The sequence below is a fragment of the Acinetobacter terrae genome (assembly GCF_002135195.1).
Classification (GTDB): Bacteria; Pseudomonadota; Gammaproteobacteria; order Pseudomonadales; family Moraxellaceae; genus Acinetobacter; species Acinetobacter terrae.
Genome location: NZ_NEGF01000002.1, coordinates 172669 through 190459 on the forward strand (window position 1 = coordinate 172669; position 17791 = coordinate 190459).

Genomic DNA, 17791 nt, shown 5'->3' on the forward strand with positions numbered 1-17791 from the left:
GTAGCTTTTAGTTTTTCTTTGATGAAATAACTTTATCAATTTTGTATGTAACATAAACAAGATATTCCCCTCAATAATATTGATGTTTTCATTGTGTAGTACTTGCAGTTGTGGTCGCTTTTGATACACTCAAGCCCCCTTTTATTTTTTTACGCACCGAGGCAAAGTGACATGAAAGTAGGTCTGGTCGGTTGGCGCGGGATGGTTGGTTCTGTCCTCATGCAACGTATGGTTGAAGAGAATGATTTCGCTCATTTTGAGCCATTCTATTTTTCTACCAGTAATGCCGGTGGTGAAGCCCCTGCGTTTGGTGGTAAGACTGCCCCAGCACTTATGGATGCATCAGACATTAGCAGTCTGAAGCAAATGGATGTCATTATTACCTGCCAAGGTGGTGATTACACCTCTGAAGTTTTCCCTAAATTAAAAGCGGAAAACTGGAACGGTTACTGGATTGATGCTGCATCTACCCTACGTATGGATGATGAAGCCATCATCGTACTTGATCCAGTCAACATGAACGTGATTAAAGATGGTTTAGTCAATGGCACTAAAACATTTGTGGGCGGTAACTGTACCGTTTCATTGATGTTGATGAGCATGGGCGCGCTTTACCAAAACAATTTGGTCGAGTGGATGACTGCAATGACTTATCAGGCAGCATCAGGTGCAGGCGCACAAAACATGCGTGAACTGATCACAGGTATGGGTTATTTATATAATAATACCAAAGACTTGCTCGATGACCCACGTTCACCAATTCTAGACATTGATTCTAAAATTGCATCTTTGCAACGTGGTGAAGGCTTCCCTGCTGCCAACTTCGGTGTGCCTTTAGCTGGTTCTTTGATTCCATATATCGACAAACAGCTCGACAATGGTCAGTCAAAAGAAGAGTGGAAAGCGCAAGTTGAAACCAACAAGATTTTAGGCAACCAACAAATTGTTCCGATTGATGGTCACTGCGTGCGTATTGGTGCAATGCGTTGTCACTCTCAAGCTTTAACTTTAAAGCTTAAGAAAGACGTTCCTTTGGATGAAATTGAAGACATGATTCGTCAATCCAACCCATGGGCAAAAGTCGTTCCAAATACCCGTGAAGCATCGATGACTGACCTGACTCCTGTAGCCGTTACCGGTACATTATCTGTTCCTGTCGGTCGTTTACGTAAACTGAATATGGGTAAAGAATATCTAGGCGCATTCACTGTAGGTGACCAATTACTTTGGGGTGCTGCGGAACCTTTACGCCGTATGCTTCGCATCTTAATTGAATATAAAAATGCTTAATTTTTAAAATTAAGAAAACGAAAAGTCGGTCACAATTGATCGGCTTTTTTTATGTATCCTTTATGTTAATATCTTACAATTGTTCAACATCTCGTTAATCTACAACTTTCGCAATGCGATACAAAATTGAGCTAAAAATTAAGATGACCGCATATAACAAATTAAAGATTGCCATTTTAGCCATTATTACTTCACAGAATATTCATGCGATTACTATTGATCCTATTCAAATTCAATCTGCACCGGGTGAATTACTCTATGCTGAAATGAATTTCCGCCAAGCTGATCCTAATTCACAAATACAAGCCAGCTTGGCAAGTGCAGAAGACATCACTACTTTAGGCGTTGCCCATCAGCCACCTGGACATCTTAATTTTTTTACCCGTCGTGATGGCTCTGGTAATGGCGTGATTACCATTACCTCTTCACGTCCACTGACTGAAGCTGAACTGAATATTATTATTAAAATTCAGGAAGGCAATGCAACACGCTTACAGCATATTAAAACACCGCTACAACGTGGCAGCACCAATACTCAGGCAAGTATTGCAAACAATGAAAAACATTTAGCTCCCATTACCATTGTCAGTGAAAAAGATATTGCCTTGCACTTGCCTGAAAGCACTCAATATCAGCTTGCAAAAACACAACCAGCGGCTTATAAATCATTTGAAGCCCCATTAATGGTACAAAAAGCAGCGCCCCCGAGTTTAAATGCCATGACTCCCGCGCCTGTGGTCATCTCATCAATGAGTATGCCGTCAGCACAAACGAATGAAACTGGTGCTGAAATAAAAACATCAGCACCAGAAAAAATCACGACAAAAGATCAGATCAACGACAATCCTCTTGCGTCGAACAAAATAACGTCCAATACAAGTTTTTCTGCAGACCCATTAGTGAAAAAATATGCAGAATCACCGACTCAAAAAGTAGCAGAAAATAAAATAGCCGAAAAACCAGCTGAACAAGCTGCTGCAAAAACCAAGCCAGAGACGCCTACGCCTACTCATAAGCAACCAAAACAACAAACTGAGCGTGTGGTGGCTACAGCACAGACCACAAAGCATGTGGTGCAATCCAATGAGTCTCTTTGGGCGATCGCTTCACGTGTGGCAACTGAGCAAAATCGACCGATCGGTGAGGTCATGAAACAGATCAAGGCGAATAATGAACATGCCTTTATTCAGGGTGATGTGAATCGCTTACGTCGTGGTGCGGCATTGAATTTAAACACCAGCAATAGCCAAAAAGAAGACAAAAAAGTAAGTGTTTCGAATGTAGCAAAAACACCGTCTAACCAATCAGGTAAAGCCAAATACCGTCTAAATCAAGCGGAGATGAGCCTGGTTGCAGAGAAAGAACAAGATTCAGCCAGCGGTTCTGCTAAAAAGAACACAGAAAAAAATCAAACATCGAACGAGTTATCATTAAAAGTTATGACATCGCGTAAAAAAACCGTTAAATTACAGAGAAACGTAACACAGTTAGAATTGGCATTGCGTCACAAGGATCACAGAATTCAATTATTAAATACTCGTCTTGCTCAATTGCAACAACAATTGAAAGCACAACAAGTAGAGAAAAAGCCAACACACTAAGGTGTTATACAATTTGATTTTTTGGGATGAGTTTTATTGCTAACAACTCAATCCTGTAAGGGGTAACAACATGCTGCTTTATGTGATTCCGTTTATATTATTATTAGTGATCGCAATTGTATTAAAAAAGCGTGACACAAATAAACAAGCAGAGCAAACGTCCACATCCAAGACGAAAGCTAAAAAAGCAAGCTCAACAAAAAAGACCCCGCAAAAAACTCAAATTGCGGAAAATCCTGCTGTTGAGAAGAAAAAAACCACCCCTTTATCTGCTGATATTCGCAATAAAATTGAAGCGCTCATCCGTGAGCGTAACTTTTTCTCTGCTGAAGCACAGATTAATCAGGCATTAAATAAAGACAATTCTCAGCATGAACTGTATTTACTGTTGCTCGAAATTCATATCTTGCAAAAAGATGAATTCGCAACAAAGCAGCTGATTAACCATCTTCGTTCATTAGAGCTTGATGATATTTTAGAACAAGCGCTTGCTAAAAAAGCAGCATATCAACAAGAAGACAGCAAAGTTGAAAGCCCCAAAGATACTAATACTGTAAATTTCCAACCTGAATCTTCAGTTACCCCCCCGACTAAACAAAAAAACATCGCTGATTTTGATGCATTAATGAATACTGCTGCACCCTCTGCGACAGTACCTCATCAATCTTTCGATCAATTACAGCAAGAATCGCTTTCAACCAAAACCGATGCGGTTGAAGAAATTAAACCCTTAGACTTCAATACCATTTCTTTTGATCAATCTCCAGTTGAAACACCTAAAGTAAAAGTAGAAGTACCCACCTCTACTGTTGAAGAAATCAAACCTTTAGACTTCAGCACATTCTCTTTAGAGTCGAGTCCTGTAGCAGTCGCTCCTAAGCAAGAAGTGACTCCAGTAACAGAAGAAATCAAACCTTTAGATTTCTCTTTTAGTTTAGATATTCCTGCAGCAGAGCAAACAACGACGATAGCTGATGCAGCTATAACTGCTGAACCTGTTCTTGATGAGAAACCTGAATTTAATTTTGATTTTTCAGCTACAGAAACTGTTGCACCGACTGAAGCAAAAATTGCAGTTGAAGAAACTAAGCCAAGTTTAGATTTAGACTTTAATTTAGAGCCTGTAACGACAACTGAGCAACAGCCTGTAGAACCCGCTCCAGCGAAAGCTGCAGGTGTGAGTTTTGATATTAGCAATATCAGCTCATCTGCATCTAAAGCAGATCAAAATGATCCGTTAGTTCAATCTTTCCCTGAACTGATTGAAGTCAATGAAATCAGCCTGAATTTAGATCTTGCACAGCAATATATTCAACTCGGTGCTTTTGAATCGGCACTTGAATTATTGGCAGAGCAAGAAACTGAATATACTGCTGAACAACGCCAACAAGCCGATCAGTTACGCAATCAGATAGCTTCTTAAGTTATTTCGCTCTACTATGAAGCAGTCATCATTGACTGCTTTTTTATTATGAAAAAAATAGCTTTAATTTATATGGGTGGAACGTTTGGTTGCATTGGCGAGCCACTGAGTCCCATGCCTGCTGAAAATTTTATCCCCCAGTTACAACGCGTTCTTCCTTTGCATCTTAATATCGAATGTTTTGTTGCACCCAGTATAAAAGACAGCAGTGCCAGTACTGCAACTGACTGGCTTCAACTCATTCAGTTGATTCAGAATTTACAACTAAAAAATTATCAACATTTTGTCGTGATTCACGGCACTGATACTCTCAGCTATGCCAGTGCAACACTTGCACGGTTTCTGGGACAATCCGCACATGTGGTACTGACCGGTAGCCAATATCCACTACTAAATATAAGCGGGACCAATACCCGTGAATTTACCGATGCTATCGATAATCTTAATTTTGCCCTCGATGCAGTAGCAACAAGCGCTGTCGGTGTATATTTAGCTTTTCATCATCAGCTTATTCACGCCCAAACAGCATTGAAACGACATACGACTGAATTAGATGCATTCGCTGGATTAAATGCTAAAGAGAACCTCATCACACATCAGCAAAGCTATCTAGTCCATGAATATGATATTGAGAAGGCACAATCATTTAACTGCCTAAGTTTAATGGCACAGCCCATAGCCATAGAACAACAGATTAAAAACTTAAAAAATTTACAACAGCATCCACCTCACGTTCTGATTTTACAGGGCTTTGGCACAGGTAATTTGGTGGTCAATGAGGAATTGATTGCTACGCTTCATGATATACAAGCTCAAGGCTGTGCCATTATTCTCACCACCCAAGTACCTTTTGGCACGATTGATCAACGCTATGCAGTAAGCGAATGGACTCAGCATGCCAATATCATCATCAGTGATTGCTTGGGACATGCAGATCTTTATGCAAAAGCACTGAAAATGTATTTACAATACGATAGCGTAGACCAGTGGCATGCTCACTGGCATGATTCAGTGTAAATAGAGGTAAATATGCAACGTTTTGCGGTCGGTATTGAGTTTTCTGGGGTTGAGTATCGAGGATGGCAAACTCAGCAAACTGGCGTGCGTAGCGTACAGGAAACCATTGAAAAAGTACTGTCCAAAGTCGCAAATGAACCGATCATGTTACATGGCGCAGGTCGTACCGATGCTGGCGTGCATGCCACCAATATGGTGGCGCATTTTGATACTCATGCCATCCGCAGTATTGATGGCTGGCTGATGGGCTCAAACAGCCAACTCCCTAAAGACATTTCAATACAATGGATTAAAGAAATGGATATGGCATTCCATGCCCGTTTCAAAGCACAAGCACGACGTTATCGTTACGTAGTGTATAACAATCCGGTGCGTCCCGCGTTACTCTATAAACAAGTCACCCACGTATATTATCCGCTTGATGCAGACAAGATGATTGAGGCTGCGAAAAAATTTGAAGGCACACATAACTTCGAAAGTTTTCGTGCATCCTCTTGTCAATCGAATCAACCGGTCCGTCATGTCAGCCATTGCCGTTTAATTCGTCACGGTTGTTATTTGGTTCTCGATATTCAGGCAGATGGTTTTTTACATCATATGGTGCGCAACATCATGGGCTGCTTACTTGAAATCGGTCAGAGTATGTATGAAATTGACCATATTGACAAAATTTTTGCTGCGGAAGACCGTAAAGCAGCGGGGATCACAGCCCCACCTGATGGTTTATATTTCATTCAAGCACATTATCCAGAACAGTTTGATTTACCCAAAACACCTTTAGGTCCACATTGGTTAAATATGCCGGAATAATTTACTTTTATAATCCTCCCCTCTTGCGAAGCTGTGCTTCTCACCTTTTTCAAAGGAGGGGGATTTTACTATCACGTAAAATGGATGAGAAAAAACCCCTCCTTTCAGGAGGGATTTAGGGAGGTGCTTTTATAAAACTTAACGCTGCTTACGCTTTCTATATTCCACAGGTGTTTCATTGGTCCAGCGTTTAAAAGCACGATAGAAAGTACTTGGCTCGGAAAATCCGGTTAAATACACAATTCGTTCCACACTTTCAGCAGTATTGGCCAACAATTTTTTTGCCAAACGACAGCGATAATCGGAAAGAATTTGCTGAAAACTGGTATTGGCTTCACTCAGCTGTGTACGTAAACGGCGCGGTGTAATATTTAAATGCGTCGCAACTGTTTCTAAAGTCGTTTCACCACTTTCTAAAGTTGAACCGATCGCACGGCGAACCTCTCCCACCAAATCATAGCGTGCAAGTTCTTGCAGCTTTTCAAGCGCCAGTTGCTCATGTAACTGCAATAACTCGGGTTCTGCTTGCCATAATTGATAATCCAGAATGGCAGGATCAAAATACAAACGTGTTTCCTTTTGACCTAAACTGACCGGACATTCGTAAACCCGAAAATATTCCTCGTCAAAAGCGCCCTGGCTAAAATTAAAGTCGATATAAATGGGCTGAAAACGACCTTCGGTAATAAATTTAAAGAAGCGTAATACCCCTGACATCGCACATTCAGAAAAATGACGATTGACCAAATTGTCCGACCAAGCACCCTGCTCACCATTGGTGAGATAGCAACGATCATCTTCAATAATAAGTTTTGCATGAAATGCATCACTGATGAGACGTTGATAGGCCAAGGCCCGTTTTAGTCCTTCACCAAAATTTTCACTAGAAATAAACAGATGCTCAATCACCTGTCCGCGATATAAAGGCAGGTGTTCACCTAAATGCAAACCAATGTCAGGATCTTTACTCACCTCCTCTGCAGCCACCCAAAAAGCATATTGAGCACTGAGCGGAGTACGATCATTTGTTTCGACCTGATTTAAGGCCACACCGGCTTTCGTTAAAATTTCTTCAGTTGGCAAACCTGCACGACGAATGGCTTGGTAACCCAATCGCAAAACAACCGATGCATCAGTTAGCTGACCCACGCAATGACCTTCCTTATATGTTATTCATTTATACTTAAAAAGATTAATTTTAGATTAACTGTGATTGACCAAACTGACAACAGAACAATGCGCTTTTTTGTAGAAAAAATTTAAACTGATGGTTCGCTTATTTAACTGACAGATGAGCGGGCAAAGCCGCATTGCGCCTTGTTTTATGCAAAAAAATTGACTATAATTTGCGCCTTTCCAATTTATTCATTCAGGTAGGCTATGGCCAATAAAGAGGAACTCATCGAGTTCGAAGGCGTTGTCACCGAGACGCTTCCTAATACTATGTTCCGTGTACGTTTAGAAAACGGTCATGAAGTGATTGCTCACATCTCTGGTAAAATGCGTAAACACTATATTCGTATTTTAACTGGCGACAGTGTTAAAGTAGAAATGACTCCTTATGATTTGACCAAGGGTCGTATTACTTATCGTGCACGCTAAGTTTTAGCGAAAGCAAAAGCCACTTTACAGTGGCTTTTTTATTATCTGTATAACCACATATTGACCGTGTATCGAACAACAACGTTCATTGCCAGTTTATCCATTTAAAATAAAGTTTTATTCAATGGAGAAAGCAATGTCATTTCTTCACTCCGTTGGTCTGTTTACCACGGTTTGCGTATTGTATGGCTGTGCCACTTCCCCAACGACCACCGCACAACAACGTGATGCCTATTTACAGCAATTCATTGGGCAGACCAGCCAAAGTATTCAAGCCAAGCTGGATTTGAGCAGTATCGGTTATCAGCAAGTCTTATCGCCTGCGGTAGATGCCCACACGCTCACTTATACAGTGATTCGTCCCATTACCATTCCGATGCCCATGACACAAAATCCTGCTGACATCGATTCTGGTGCAATCCCCATACAAATCACGCCTAGAGCGCAAAGCTATGACGTGAACTTGCAATGTAAAATTGTCTACCGTTTAGAAAATAACATTGCCAAGTCTGTTTATTACACTGGCCGAACTTGCTAAATCAGGTCTAAATATCCATAAAAAAACGCAGCACTTTGGCTGCGTTTTTTAAACCGGATGACTTAGTTCAAGGCTGTCACTACAGCTTGACCCATTTCAACAGTACCGACTTTGTTCATGCCTTCAGACATAATGTCTGCTGTACGCAAACCTTGGTCAAGAACGTTCCCTACTGCAGCTTCAATGGCTTGTGCTGCAGTTTCTTCACGGAAAGTGTAACGAAGCATCATCGCAACCGAAAGAATCGTTGCAAGTGGATTTGCCAAGTTTTGACCTGCGATATCTGGTGCTGAACCATGACAAGGTTCATACATGCCTTTACCATTTTCATCTAAAGATGCAGATGGCAACATACCGATTGAACCAGTCAACATTGCCGCTTCATCAGACAAGATATCACCGAACAAGTTAGAGGTTACAATCACATCAAACTGTTTAGGTGCACGTACCAACTGCATTGCTGCGTTATCAACATACATGTGTGACAAGTTGATATTTGGGTATTCTGCTTCTTTCATTGCAGTCACTGTTTGTTTCCACAGCTCGGTTACTTCAAGTACATTGGCTTTATCGACAGAACATACTTTGCCGCCACGAAGACCTGCAAGTTCAAACGCCACTTTCGCAATACGCTTGATTTCAGACTCTGAATAAACGTCAGTGTTAAAGCCTTGTTTCTCACCATTCTCTAACTCACGAATACCACGGGGTTGGCCGAAGTAGATACCGCCAGTCAATTCGCGCACGATCAGAATATCCAAACCAGATACGATTTCCGGTTTTAAGCTCGAAGCATCTGCCAATTGCGGATATAGAATCGCAGGACGCAAGTTAGCAAAAAGATTGAGTTCACTACGTAATTTTAATAGACCACGTTCCGGGCGAATTGAGCGCTCAATCGTGTCCCATTTAGGACCACCGACCGCACCGAGTAAAATCGCGTCTGCTTTTTTTGCCTGTTCAGATGTTTGTTCAGGATATGGTGCACCATGCGCATCAATCGCGGCACCACCCAATAAACCTTGTTCCCAAGTCAAACCTAAATTGAATTTTTTATTTACTCGTGTGAGTACTTGCTCTGCGGCTTTCACAATTTCAGGACCGATGCCGTCACCAGCTAAAATCAAAATATGTTTAGACATGAGGTTTTCCATTTTTCAATTCAGTCATTTGACTGATGGGGATATTAAATTTTTTTGTTCTACAAACTCACCTAAGCCATTCAGGACATTATATGGTTTGCAGAAACGCCGAATGGTTTTTTGTTCTTGTTGAAGCTCAACACAGAGTGGATCAGGTGCAGATGCATTCAACAAATTACCTTTATGATGGGTTCGGTCACGATACATCTTAAAGGTATAGTTTTTTTGCGAATTAAAATTGTGAAATACATGCAAAGTTTCAGCGCGATCTTTCGATATTGGATAGAAACGGATGACCAATTCATGCTGCCCTGTCGGTACAGACAAAAACAAAGGATTAGCGTCATTTAACGACTTGGCTTTTAAACGCACAATCCCTTGTTGAATGGCTTCACGACTTAAGCGATGACTTTGAGCATCGACAATGTTAATTTGATCCAAACGCTCAAATTCACATTGTTCTGTCCCCGCACAGAAAATCAACGCATTTGATTCTGTCGATTGTGTTTCCTTCACATGTTTAACACGTACTGTATCAATGCTTTGGCATGCACTTAAGGATGCGACCATAAGACCAAGTACAGCAAGCTGACCATAAACTTTTGCCACTGTTCGAGCCCCCCTCTCACCAATTAAAACCAACGAGATATTTTTATGGACTCGATATTAGCAAGAGTTAGCCGCCGATACTACTAGCGCTGAAAATTCAAATAATTAACCGCGAATTTCCTGAAATACCCAAGGGCGAGATTGCTTGGTTTTTTCTTCATAGGCACGAATATCATCTGCTGCTTGAAGGGTTAAACCAATATCATCCAAACCATTTAACAAGCAGTGCTTACGGAATGGATCGACCTCAAATTTAAATGCTTCACCACTTGGGGTACGTACTTCTTGAGCTTCCAAGTCGATAGTAAGTTGATAACCTTCAGTTGCAGCACATTCTTTGAAAAGCTGGTCAACGATTTCTTCAGGCAAAATCACTGGCAACATGCCGTTTTTAAAACTGTTATTAAAGAAGATGTCTGCGTAGCTTGGGGCTATCACGGTACGGAAGCCATACTCTTCCAATGCCCATGGCGCATGCTCACGGCTTGAACCACAACCAAAGTTGGCACGTGAAATCAACACAGTCGCACCTTGATAACGCGGTTGATTTAAGGCGAAATCAGGATTCTTTGGACGTTTAGAATTATCTAAACCTAAATAGCCTTCATCCAAATAACGCAATTCATCAAATAAGTTTTCACCAAAACCGGTACGTTTGATCGATTTTAAAAACTGTTTTGGAATAATTAAATCTGTATCGACATTGGCACGGTCTAATGGTGCAACGATACCTTGTTCAACGGTATAAGCTTTCATGTCTTTGCTCCTATTAGCCGAAATTAGAATGAACGTACATCAACAAAGTGACCGGCAATGGCTGCTGCGGCTGCCATGGCTGGACTCACCAAATGCGTACGACCGCCATTACCCTGACGACCTTCGAAGTTACGGTTAGAGGTTGATGCACAATGCTCACCCGGTTGTAATTTGTCAGCATTCATGGCCAAACACATTGAGCAACCTGGTTCACGCCATTCAAAGCCGGCTTCCAAAAAGACTTGATCCAAGCCTTCAGCTTCAGCCTGCTGTTTCACCAAACCGGAACCTGGAACCACCATCGCCTGTTTAATTGAAGCAGCCACTTTACGGCCTTTAATTACTTCAGCAGCAGCGCGAATATCTTCAATACGAGAGTTAGTGCATGAACCAATAAATACGCGGTCTAACTGAATATCTGCCAATGCCTGACCGGCATTTAAACCCATATATTGATAAGCACGTGTCCAGTCGTTGCGTTGCACGTCGTCTTTGGCTTGTTCCAAAGTCGGAACCGATTCAGAAACAGGAATCACCATTTCAGGAGATGTGCCCCAAGATACTTGCGGTTCGATCTCTTCACCTTGCAACACCACTACAGTGTCAAAGTGTGCGCCTTCATCAGAATGCAAGGTATTCCAGTACTCAACTGCTTTATCCCAGTCTTGCCCTTTTGGTGCGTAGTTACGACCTTTTACATATTCAATCGTTTTGTCATCGACCGCCACCATACCCACGCGCGCGCCGGCTTCAATCGCCATGTTGCACACGGTCATACGACCTTCAATCGACATATCACGGAACACTTGACCACCGAATTCAATCGCGTGACCTGTACCGCCAGCAGTACCAATTTTACCAATGATCGCTAATACGACATCTTTTGAAGTCACGCCTTGACCTAATTTCCCGTCGACACGCACCAACATGTTCTTCATTTTCTTTTGAACCAAGCATTGGGTTGCCAATACATGTTCAACTTCTGAAGTGCCAATTCCGTGTGCCAAGCAACCAAAGGCACCATGCGTCGCCGTATGTGAGTCACCACACACCACGGTCATACCCGGCAAAGTCAAACCTTGCTCAGGCCCCACCACGTGCGCAATACCTTGGCGAATATCATTGATTTTAAATTCAACGATATTGAAAGCTTCACAGTTGTCATCCAAAGTTTGTACCTGAATACGTGAAGTTTCATCTTCAATACCCGCAATACCTTGATCACGTTCAGCTTTTGATGTCGGCACGTTATGGTCTGGCGTTGCAACATTGGCACTTAAACGCCAAGGTTTACGACCTGCAAGCTGTAAACCCTCAAAAGCTTGTGGCGACGTTACTTCATGTAATAAATGACGATCGATATAAAGTAAGGCTGAACCATCATCTCGTTGTTTTACTAAATGGTCATCCCACAATTTGTCATACAAAGTCTTTGCTTTTTTGGTATTGCCTGCCATGTCGACGCGCTCCATAGAACTGGGTAATGCTTTCATTAACTTCGATTATAACCACGTATTCGCATAAATCTAATTTATCATTTTTATTAGTTTGAAAACTTTTTGGAATTAGTTTTTAGAATCTAAAACCCTTGATTGTTCCAAAATTTCATATCCAATTTTTCAAACCAACAGCCTATTTCCGCACAATTTTATTGAATAACTCAAGATCAATCATTGCGGTATGGGAAACTCAGCTTTCTATAAAACGAGTGAATCTATACCGCATACCCAACTTTAATTTAGATACACATTGAGTGATTTGCAAAGTTGTAGAGGTCTAATAAGCTTCTATTTAGAGGAATGCTCTTTAGTATCTACCAGTTGCTCAATAGCCTTAATTAATTCAGCCTTGGCCTGGCTACACTCAGCAGCAGCTCTGTTTTCATCGCCTTCATCATCTGCAACCTCGTAGACACCCATCCGTTTTTCGACCGCTTCCTCGAAAATATCAAGCAGATATTTAATATGTTTAATGTCCATTATTTACATCCTTTTAGTCAGGTATCAGTAGCTGATACTATTTGTTTTCTCTTGAAATTGATTAGTCATTAAATTCGAAAAACCGATTAAAAATAACCAAATATTCGTTTTTACAGATTGAATAAGATTAATTATCATTTAGCCATACTCCGCGAGAAAGATTGAGGAATACCCCATGGCTCATATTCAAAAGTTTGTTGATTACAACCAGAAAACCTTAAAAAAGACCTTCAGCTATTACATCATGCACATCACCATTGCCATGTTGGTGGGCTATTTCGTAACAGGAAATATCTGGATGGCATTAACCCTCAGCTTGCTTGAACCGACGATTCAAGCCATCGCCTTCTTCTTTCACGAAAAAATTTGGGAAAGAAAATCATCAACGGTACAAAATAGAAAGAACATTGCTACCTAAGATACTTAAGAGATCACGGGTTCCGGCTTTCCCCTTTTTCAACAGATCACTCTACTTATATAGGGTGATTTTTTATTTATACGACTCAAATTCACATCTTTATACATTTTTATGTATAGATTTTTATAATTAGATTCACTTTTAATATAAAAATATTTTATAATTACCTCAATATTGTATAACCAGACTATCACTATGAATCTTGCTGCCTTTGAAGCGTTTGTTAAAGTCATGGAAACCGGTTCTATTTCTATGGCTGCCGATCTGTTGTTTATTACCCAGCCGGCTGTTACCAAACGCATTCATAGTTTAGAAGAATATTTTGGTGTGAAACTTTTTGAATCTGCCGGTCGTGGCGTTCAAGCGACCCATGCCGCGCATTCCTTACTTCCCAAAGTTAAAAACTGGTTGAATGAACTGGGTGATATTCACCACACCCTCAGTCATGAACAAGGGCAAGTTCAGGGCAAACTCAAAATTGGCACCAGTCATCATATTGGTTTGCATCATTTACCCAGTCACCTGCGTCATTACGTGCAAGAATTTCCAAATGTAACCTTGGATGTGCATTTTGTCGATTCTGAACAGGCGCATGAAAAAGTGCTTGCCGGTGACTTGGAACTGGCATTTTTGACGCTTCCTCCTCAGGGCGATGCTCGTCTCAGTTATGTCACCATCTGGAATGATCCTCTGGTTTTTGTGGCAGCACCTTTTCACCCCTTAGCCAATGAAAAAGATTTGCAACTGCAAGATCTGATTCAATATCCGAGCCTGTTGCCGGCGGCACAAACCTATACCACGCAAATCACCCTGGCAGAGTTTGAAAAGCAAGGCGTTAAACCGAAAATCACCATGAGCAACAATCCGCTTGAATCGATTCGGATGCTGGTTTCAATTGGTCTGGGCTGGTCGGTATTACCTAAAACTTTGGTCAATCATGATTTAAAGCAACTGGATATTAACCTGCAGATGAACCGTCAATTGGGCATGGTCTGGCATCCTGGACGCACCCAGTCACGTGCAGTACAGGAACTGGTTACCATGATGCAAAACCCTCAGCTCAGCTAAAATTTGCTTTAGGGCTGCATCTGCCTGGATGCAGCATCTTGTTACCTAAATCCTCAGCACAATGACACAGCTTTCGAGTACTTTTAAATAAAACACATAAAACCTGATGTTTTAAATGTGAAAAGAATTCGACGGAGTATGAACACATGCTGAGGGATTCATCATCGTTAATATCTAAAAAAAATCCATCTACATCCCATTCTGATGCTCCCCATTTGTGGCAAGACGCTAAAATTTCTTTACTGCCCACCCCCAATCTAAACTTTGCTGATGAATCCACTGCACGGCATAGCTTGCGTGATTATTTTCTGAATACTTTTGACAGCTATGAACTGCTGTTTGACTGTCTAAAAAATCCGGAAGGCTATTACCTCAAACCCATCTCCTTACGTCATCCACTGATTTTTTATTTGGGTCATACTGCCACTTTTTTTATTAATAAATTGCTTCTGAGCAAACTGATTAGTGCACGTTTGAACCCGCAGCTTGAAAGTATTTTTGCTGTGGGAGTCGATGAAATGAGCTGGGATGACTTGAATGACCAGCATTATGAATGGCCGAGCGTCGCGGAAGTACGGGCTTATCGTCATCAGGTACGGGCACTGATCCTCAATCTGATTGAGCATGCACCACTCACTTTACCATTGAACTGGCACAATCCGTGGTGGTCCATCCTCATGGGGATTGAACATGAACGGATTCATCTTGAAACCTCATCGGTACTGATTCGCCAGCAGCAGCTGAGCTATGTACAAAATCATCCGCAGTGGCGTGCCCGGATCATGACCGGGATAGCACCTGAAAATAAGCTGATTGCTGTTCCTCAAGGCAAAGTCATACTGCATAAAACCTTCAATGCCGTTTTTTATGGCTGGGACAATGAGTTTGGTCAGCATCATGCTGATGTTCCCGCTTTTGAAGCGTCGCAATATTTAGTCTCCAATCAGGAGTTCTTAAATTTTGTTGAAGATAACGGTTATTCAACTGATTGTTATTGGACAGCAGAAGGACTGGACTGGCTGAAATTTTCTCAAGCAGCGCATCCCTGCTTTTGGCGAAAAACACATTCAGGCTGGTCACTGCGTCTAATGCTGGAAGAAATCCCCATGCCTTGGGACTGGCCGGTAGAAGTAAATTACCTTGAAGCCAAAGCTTTTTGTAACTGGAAAGCCCAGAAAACCGGTCAAAGTATTCGCTTGCCCACAGAAGACGAGTGGTATCGGCTCTATGATGTGGCAGGTTTAGATCCGGATCTGCCCAGTCCTGAACATGCTACCATCGAACTGAAATATGCAACAAGTCCCTGCCCGGTCAATCATTTTCAGCAAGGTGATTTTTTTGATATTCAGGGCAATGTCTGGCAATGGACTGAAACATCGATTTACCCTTTTGACGACTTTCAGGTGCATCCGATCTATGATGATTTCAGCACGCCCACTTTTGACGGCCAACATAATTTAATCAAAGGTGGTTCCTGGATTTCTTCCGGCAATGAGGCCTTGCATAGCTCACGTTATGCCTTCCGCCGGCATTTCTTCCAGCATGCCGGATTCCGCTATGTTGCGGCCTCACAAGCGCTGAAGCAGTTTCAATCCCAGTACGAAACTGACCAGATGATCTCTCAATATTTAGAATTTCAGTACGGCGCGGAATATTTTAATGTACCCAATTTTGCCCAAAGCCTGATTAACATTGCACAACCCTATTTTCAGGAGCTTGCTGCAGATAAGGCACTGGATCTCGGTTGTGCCACAGGTCGGGTCAGCTTTGAACTGGCGGCTTATTTTGATCAGGTCACGGGACTGGACTTTTCCGCGCGGTTTATTCAGCAAGCAGTACAATTAGCACAAGGCAAAACGCTACGTTATACCCTGCCCATCGAAGGTGAACTGGTCGAATATAAAGCCTGTAACTTAAAAGAACTGGGGTTGGATGCCCATACAGACCGAGTCGATTTTCTTCAGGCTGATGCCTGCAATTTAAAGCCTCATTTTACCGATTACAATTTTATTCTGGCGGCGAATTTAATTGACCGCCTGCATCATCCAAAAGATTTTTTAGCCGAAATTCACCGGCGATTAACCCTGGGTGGAATTTTAATGCTGGCCTCACCCTATACCTGGCTGGAGCAACATACTGCACGTACTGAATGGGTCGGTGGTTTTAAACAATCAGGGGAAAACTTTAGCACGCTAGATGGTATGACTGAACTGTTACAAGGGCATTTTGAAATGCTTGCAGAGCCGCAGGATGTGAGATTTGTCATTCGTGAAACAGCACGTAAATATCAGCATACGCTGTCGCAAGTCACGCTGTGGAAACGGATCAAATAAACCATTTGCCAAAAAAAGCCAATCTGTGGATTGGCTTTTTGACTTTGACCTTTATTGAATCAATGAATCTTCATGCAAGGATTCATTCAACTGATCGACAATAATGGCCCATGAGCCGTCGGACTTAATCTTTTCTGCTAAAAACTGACGTTGCGCTTCAGTCCAATAACTCGCTTCGGTAATTTTGGTATGGGCACTGAGTTGATGGGTGGCAATGAACTGTGCAATGGCCTCATCACTTGAGTCTAATCCGAGTTGCTCAAAAAGGTTGGTCATTCGTGGTCTTACGTTACTCATTATCGCCCCTCTACTGATCATTAATTATCTACATCAGCATAGCATCATTAAAAAACTTTGAAAGTATCCTGGACGATTTAAAAATGCATAACAGAGCAGTAGGTATCATAAAAAAAGCCTGACTTATCATTTAATCAGTCAGGCTATAAGTAATTATTTTAAAAAGATTTAAAGTCCTGTTAAATCGACCAATCCTGAATTTCCCAATCTTGTTCTTTGGCAAGTGCAGCTAAACGCTCATCAGGATTGACCGCAATCGCATGATCAGCATGTTCCAGCAAGAAACGGTCATTGATTGAATCCGAATACGCCCATGATTCTTCGACATTTCGTCCTGAAAGCCACTGTTCCAAACGAATCAATTTACCTTTTTGGTAACATGCGGTATTGATGACTTTACCGGTATATTTACCATCGATGACTTCTGCATTGGTGGCAATAATTTCGGTAATGCCAAACTCATGAAAAATCGGTGCAGTAATAAAATCAGAAGTTGCAGTAATGCCGACCAATTCATGTCCTGCATCGCGATGTTTTTGAATCGCGGCAAAACCTTCGGGACGCATTTGTGGACGAATCACTTTTTTCATGAATAATTCATGTAATTCAGCCAAATAATCATTGTCGTGCTGGGTTAAAAATTCAAATACAAATTCGTTATAAGCAATCGGGTCAAGTTGCCCTGCTTTATAGTCTTCATAAAACTTGTCATTCATTTGGCGATGTCGGATTGGATCGACTAAACCTTCGTTTACTAAAAACTCACCCCATGAATAATCCGAATCGGTATTTAATAAGGTATGGTCGAGGTCAAATAAAGCCAATTTCATGAAAATACTCGTAAAAACTGAAATTTAAGAAAAAAAATGTAAATCTATCTCCGCTAGTCGATAGAAATTCGTTAAGAT

The 17791-nt window shown here is 41.5% G+C and carries 18 protein-coding genes; 10 read left to right on the plus strand and 8 right to left on the minus strand.

Going from position 1 to position 17791, the window contains the following annotated elements; translation table 11 throughout:
* The first annotated feature begins 171 nt into the window (after positions 1–171).
* From asd to truA, 5 genes are all read left to right on the plus strand, one after another.
* The gene (gene asd / locus B9T23_RS03190; RefSeq protein ID WP_086192968.1) at positions 172–1290 is read left to right on the plus strand and encodes an aspartate-semialdehyde dehydrogenase; all 1119 of its coding nucleotides are present in this window, start codon (positions 172–174) and stop codon (positions 1288–1290) included.
* Positions 1291–1433: 143 nt separating this feature from the next.
* Positions 1434–2891 (plus strand): type IV pilus assembly protein FimV, encoded by a 1458-nt coding sequence (locus B9T23_RS03195; RefSeq protein ID WP_086192969.1) that lies wholly within the window; start codon positions 1434–1436, stop codon positions 2889–2891.
* 70 nt (positions 2892–2961) lie between these two features.
* On the plus strand, positions 2962–4314 hold the full coding sequence (locus B9T23_RS03200; protein ID WP_067722108.1) for a hypothetical protein: 1353 nt from the start codon (positions 2962–2964) through the stop codon (positions 4312–4314).
* 48 nt (positions 4315–4362) lie between these two features.
* Positions 4363–5331, plus strand: a complete 969-nt coding sequence (locus tag B9T23_RS03205) for an asparaginase (protein WP_067722110.1) — start codon at positions 4363–4365, stop codon at positions 5329–5331.
* 12 nt (positions 5332–5343) lie between these two features.
* Positions 5344–6141 carry a tRNA pseudouridine(38-40) synthase TruA gene (truA, locus tag B9T23_RS03210; RefSeq protein ID WP_086192970.1) on the plus strand — a complete coding sequence of 266 codons (798 nt, stop codon included), beginning with the start codon at positions 5344–5346 and terminating at the stop codon, positions 6139–6141.
* A 138-nt stretch (positions 6142–6279) separates the two neighbouring features.
* Here truA and B9T23_RS03215 read toward each other — a convergent pair whose 3' ends face one another.
* Entirely contained in the window at positions 6280–7290 is a 1011-nt protein-coding gene (locus tag B9T23_RS03215; RefSeq protein WP_067722114.1) for an AraC family transcriptional regulator, read from the minus strand.
* Between the two features lie 231 nt (positions 7291–7521).
* Between B9T23_RS03215 and infA the strand changes: the two genes are divergently transcribed.
* Positions 7522–7743, plus strand: a complete 222-nt coding sequence (gene infA / locus B9T23_RS03220; RefSeq protein ID WP_001284370.1) for a translation initiation factor IF-1 — start codon at positions 7522–7524, stop codon at positions 7741–7743.
* Positions 7744–7879: 136 nt separating this feature from the next.
* Positions 7880–8281, plus strand: coding sequence for a hypothetical protein (locus tag B9T23_RS03225; RefSeq protein WP_086192971.1), 402 nt, complete (start codon positions 7880–7882; stop codon positions 8279–8281).
* Between the two features lie 62 nt (positions 8282–8343).
* Here B9T23_RS03225 and leuB read toward each other — a convergent pair whose 3' ends face one another.
* The 5 genes from leuB to B9T23_RS03250 form a co-directional block, all read right to left on the minus strand.
* A complete protein-coding gene (leuB, locus tag B9T23_RS03230; RefSeq protein WP_086192972.1) occupies positions 8344–9423 on the minus strand; it encodes a 3-isopropylmalate dehydrogenase in 1080 nt (359 codons plus the stop codon).
* A 24-nt stretch (positions 9424–9447) separates the two neighbouring features.
* On the minus strand, positions 9448–10032 hold the full coding sequence (locus tag B9T23_RS03235) for a hypothetical protein (RefSeq protein WP_086192973.1): 585 nt from the start codon (positions 10030–10032) through the stop codon (positions 9448–9450).
* Positions 10033–10137: 105 nt separating this feature from the next.
* Positions 10138–10788 carry a 3-isopropylmalate dehydratase small subunit gene (leuD, locus tag B9T23_RS03240; protein ID WP_086192974.1) on the minus strand — a complete coding sequence of 217 codons (651 nt, stop codon included), beginning with the start codon at positions 10786–10788 and terminating at the stop codon, positions 10138–10140.
* Positions 10789–10811: 23 nt separating this feature from the next.
* Positions 10812–12245 carry a 3-isopropylmalate dehydratase large subunit gene (gene leuC / locus B9T23_RS03245; protein WP_086192975.1) on the minus strand — a complete coding sequence of 478 codons (1434 nt, stop codon included), beginning with the start codon at positions 12243–12245 and terminating at the stop codon, positions 10812–10814.
* Positions 12246–12575: 330 nt separating this feature from the next.
* On the minus strand, positions 12576–12767 hold the full coding sequence (locus tag B9T23_RS03250) for a hypothetical protein (RefSeq protein ID WP_086192976.1): 192 nt from the start codon (positions 12765–12767) through the stop codon (positions 12576–12578).
* 175 nt (positions 12768–12942) lie between these two features.
* On the opposite strand from B9T23_RS03250, the gene B9T23_RS03255 reads away from it, so the two are divergent.
* From B9T23_RS03255 to ovoA, 3 genes are all read left to right on the plus strand, one after another.
* A complete protein-coding gene (locus B9T23_RS03255; RefSeq protein ID WP_086192977.1) occupies positions 12943–13185 on the plus strand; it encodes a DUF2061 domain-containing protein in 243 nt (80 codons plus the stop codon).
* A gap of 195 nt (positions 13186–13380) precedes the next feature.
* Positions 13381–14253, plus strand: a complete 873-nt coding sequence (locus tag B9T23_RS03260; RefSeq protein ID WP_086192978.1) for a LysR family transcriptional regulator — start codon at positions 13381–13383, stop codon at positions 14251–14253.
* Between the two features lie 170 nt (positions 14254–14423).
* Entirely contained in the window at positions 14424–16586 is a 2163-nt protein-coding gene (ovoA, locus tag B9T23_RS03265; protein WP_378320491.1) for a 5-histidylcysteine sulfoxide synthase, read from the plus strand.
* Between the two features lie 51 nt (positions 16587–16637).
* Here the strand turns inward: ovoA and B9T23_RS03270 are convergent, their stop codons facing one another.
* Together B9T23_RS03270 and B9T23_RS03275 are read right to left on the minus strand one after the other, a co-directional pair.
* The gene (locus B9T23_RS03270) at positions 16638–16883 is read right to left on the minus strand and encodes a DUF2789 domain-containing protein (RefSeq protein WP_067722134.1); all 246 of its coding nucleotides are present in this window, start codon (positions 16881–16883) and stop codon (positions 16638–16640) included.
* Between the two features lie 179 nt (positions 16884–17062).
* Entirely contained in the window at positions 17063–17713 is a 651-nt protein-coding gene (locus tag B9T23_RS03275; protein ID WP_086192980.1) for an HAD family hydrolase, read from the minus strand.
* Positions 17714–17791 lie beyond the last annotated feature (78 nt).

Coding starts and splice junctions, on each gene's coding strand:
- leuB (WP_086192972.1), bottom strand. CDS start 9,423: ATGTCTAAACATATTTTGATTTTAGCTGGTGACGGCATCGGTCCTGAA.
- B9T23_RS03205 (WP_067722110.1), top strand. CDS start 4,363: ATGAAAAAAATAGCTTTAATTTATATGGGTGGAACGTTTGGTTGCATT.
- B9T23_RS03255 (WP_086192977.1), top strand. CDS start 12,943: ATGGCTCATATTCAAAAGTTTGTTGATTACAACCAGAAAACCTTAAAA.
- B9T23_RS03260 (WP_086192978.1), top strand. CDS start 13,381: ATGAATCTTGCTGCCTTTGAAGCGTTTGTTAAAGTCATGGAAACCGGT.
- B9T23_RS03270 (WP_067722134.1), bottom strand. CDS start 16,883: ATGAGTAACGTAAGACCACGAATGACCAACCTTTTTGAGCAACTCGGA.
- asd (WP_086192968.1), top strand. CDS start 172: ATGAAAGTAGGTCTGGTCGGTTGGCGCGGGATGGTTGGTTCTGTCCTC.
- B9T23_RS03195 (WP_086192969.1), top strand. CDS start 1,434: ATGACCGCATATAACAAATTAAAGATTGCCATTTTAGCCATTATTACT.
- leuD (WP_086192974.1), bottom strand. CDS start 10,788: ATGAAAGCTTATACCGTTGAACAAGGTATCGTTGCACCATTAGACCGT.
- infA (WP_001284370.1), top strand. CDS start 7,522: ATGGCCAATAAAGAGGAACTCATCGAGTTCGAAGGCGTTGTCACCGAG.
- B9T23_RS03275 (WP_086192980.1), bottom strand. CDS start 17,713: ATGAAATTGGCTTTATTTGACCTCGACCATACCTTATTAAATACCGAT.
- truA (WP_086192970.1), top strand. CDS start 5,344: ATGCAACGTTTTGCGGTCGGTATTGAGTTTTCTGGGGTTGAGTATCGA.
- leuC (WP_086192975.1), bottom strand. CDS start 12,245: ATGGCAGGCAATACCAAAAAAGCAAAGACTTTGTATGACAAATTGTGG.
- B9T23_RS03200 (WP_067722108.1), top strand. CDS start 2,962: ATGCTGCTTTATGTGATTCCGTTTATATTATTATTAGTGATCGCAATT.
- B9T23_RS03250 (WP_086192976.1), bottom strand. CDS start 12,767: ATGGACATTAAACATATTAAATATCTGCTTGATATTTTCGAGGAAGCG.
- B9T23_RS03225 (WP_086192971.1), top strand. CDS start 7,880: ATGTCATTTCTTCACTCCGTTGGTCTGTTTACCACGGTTTGCGTATTG.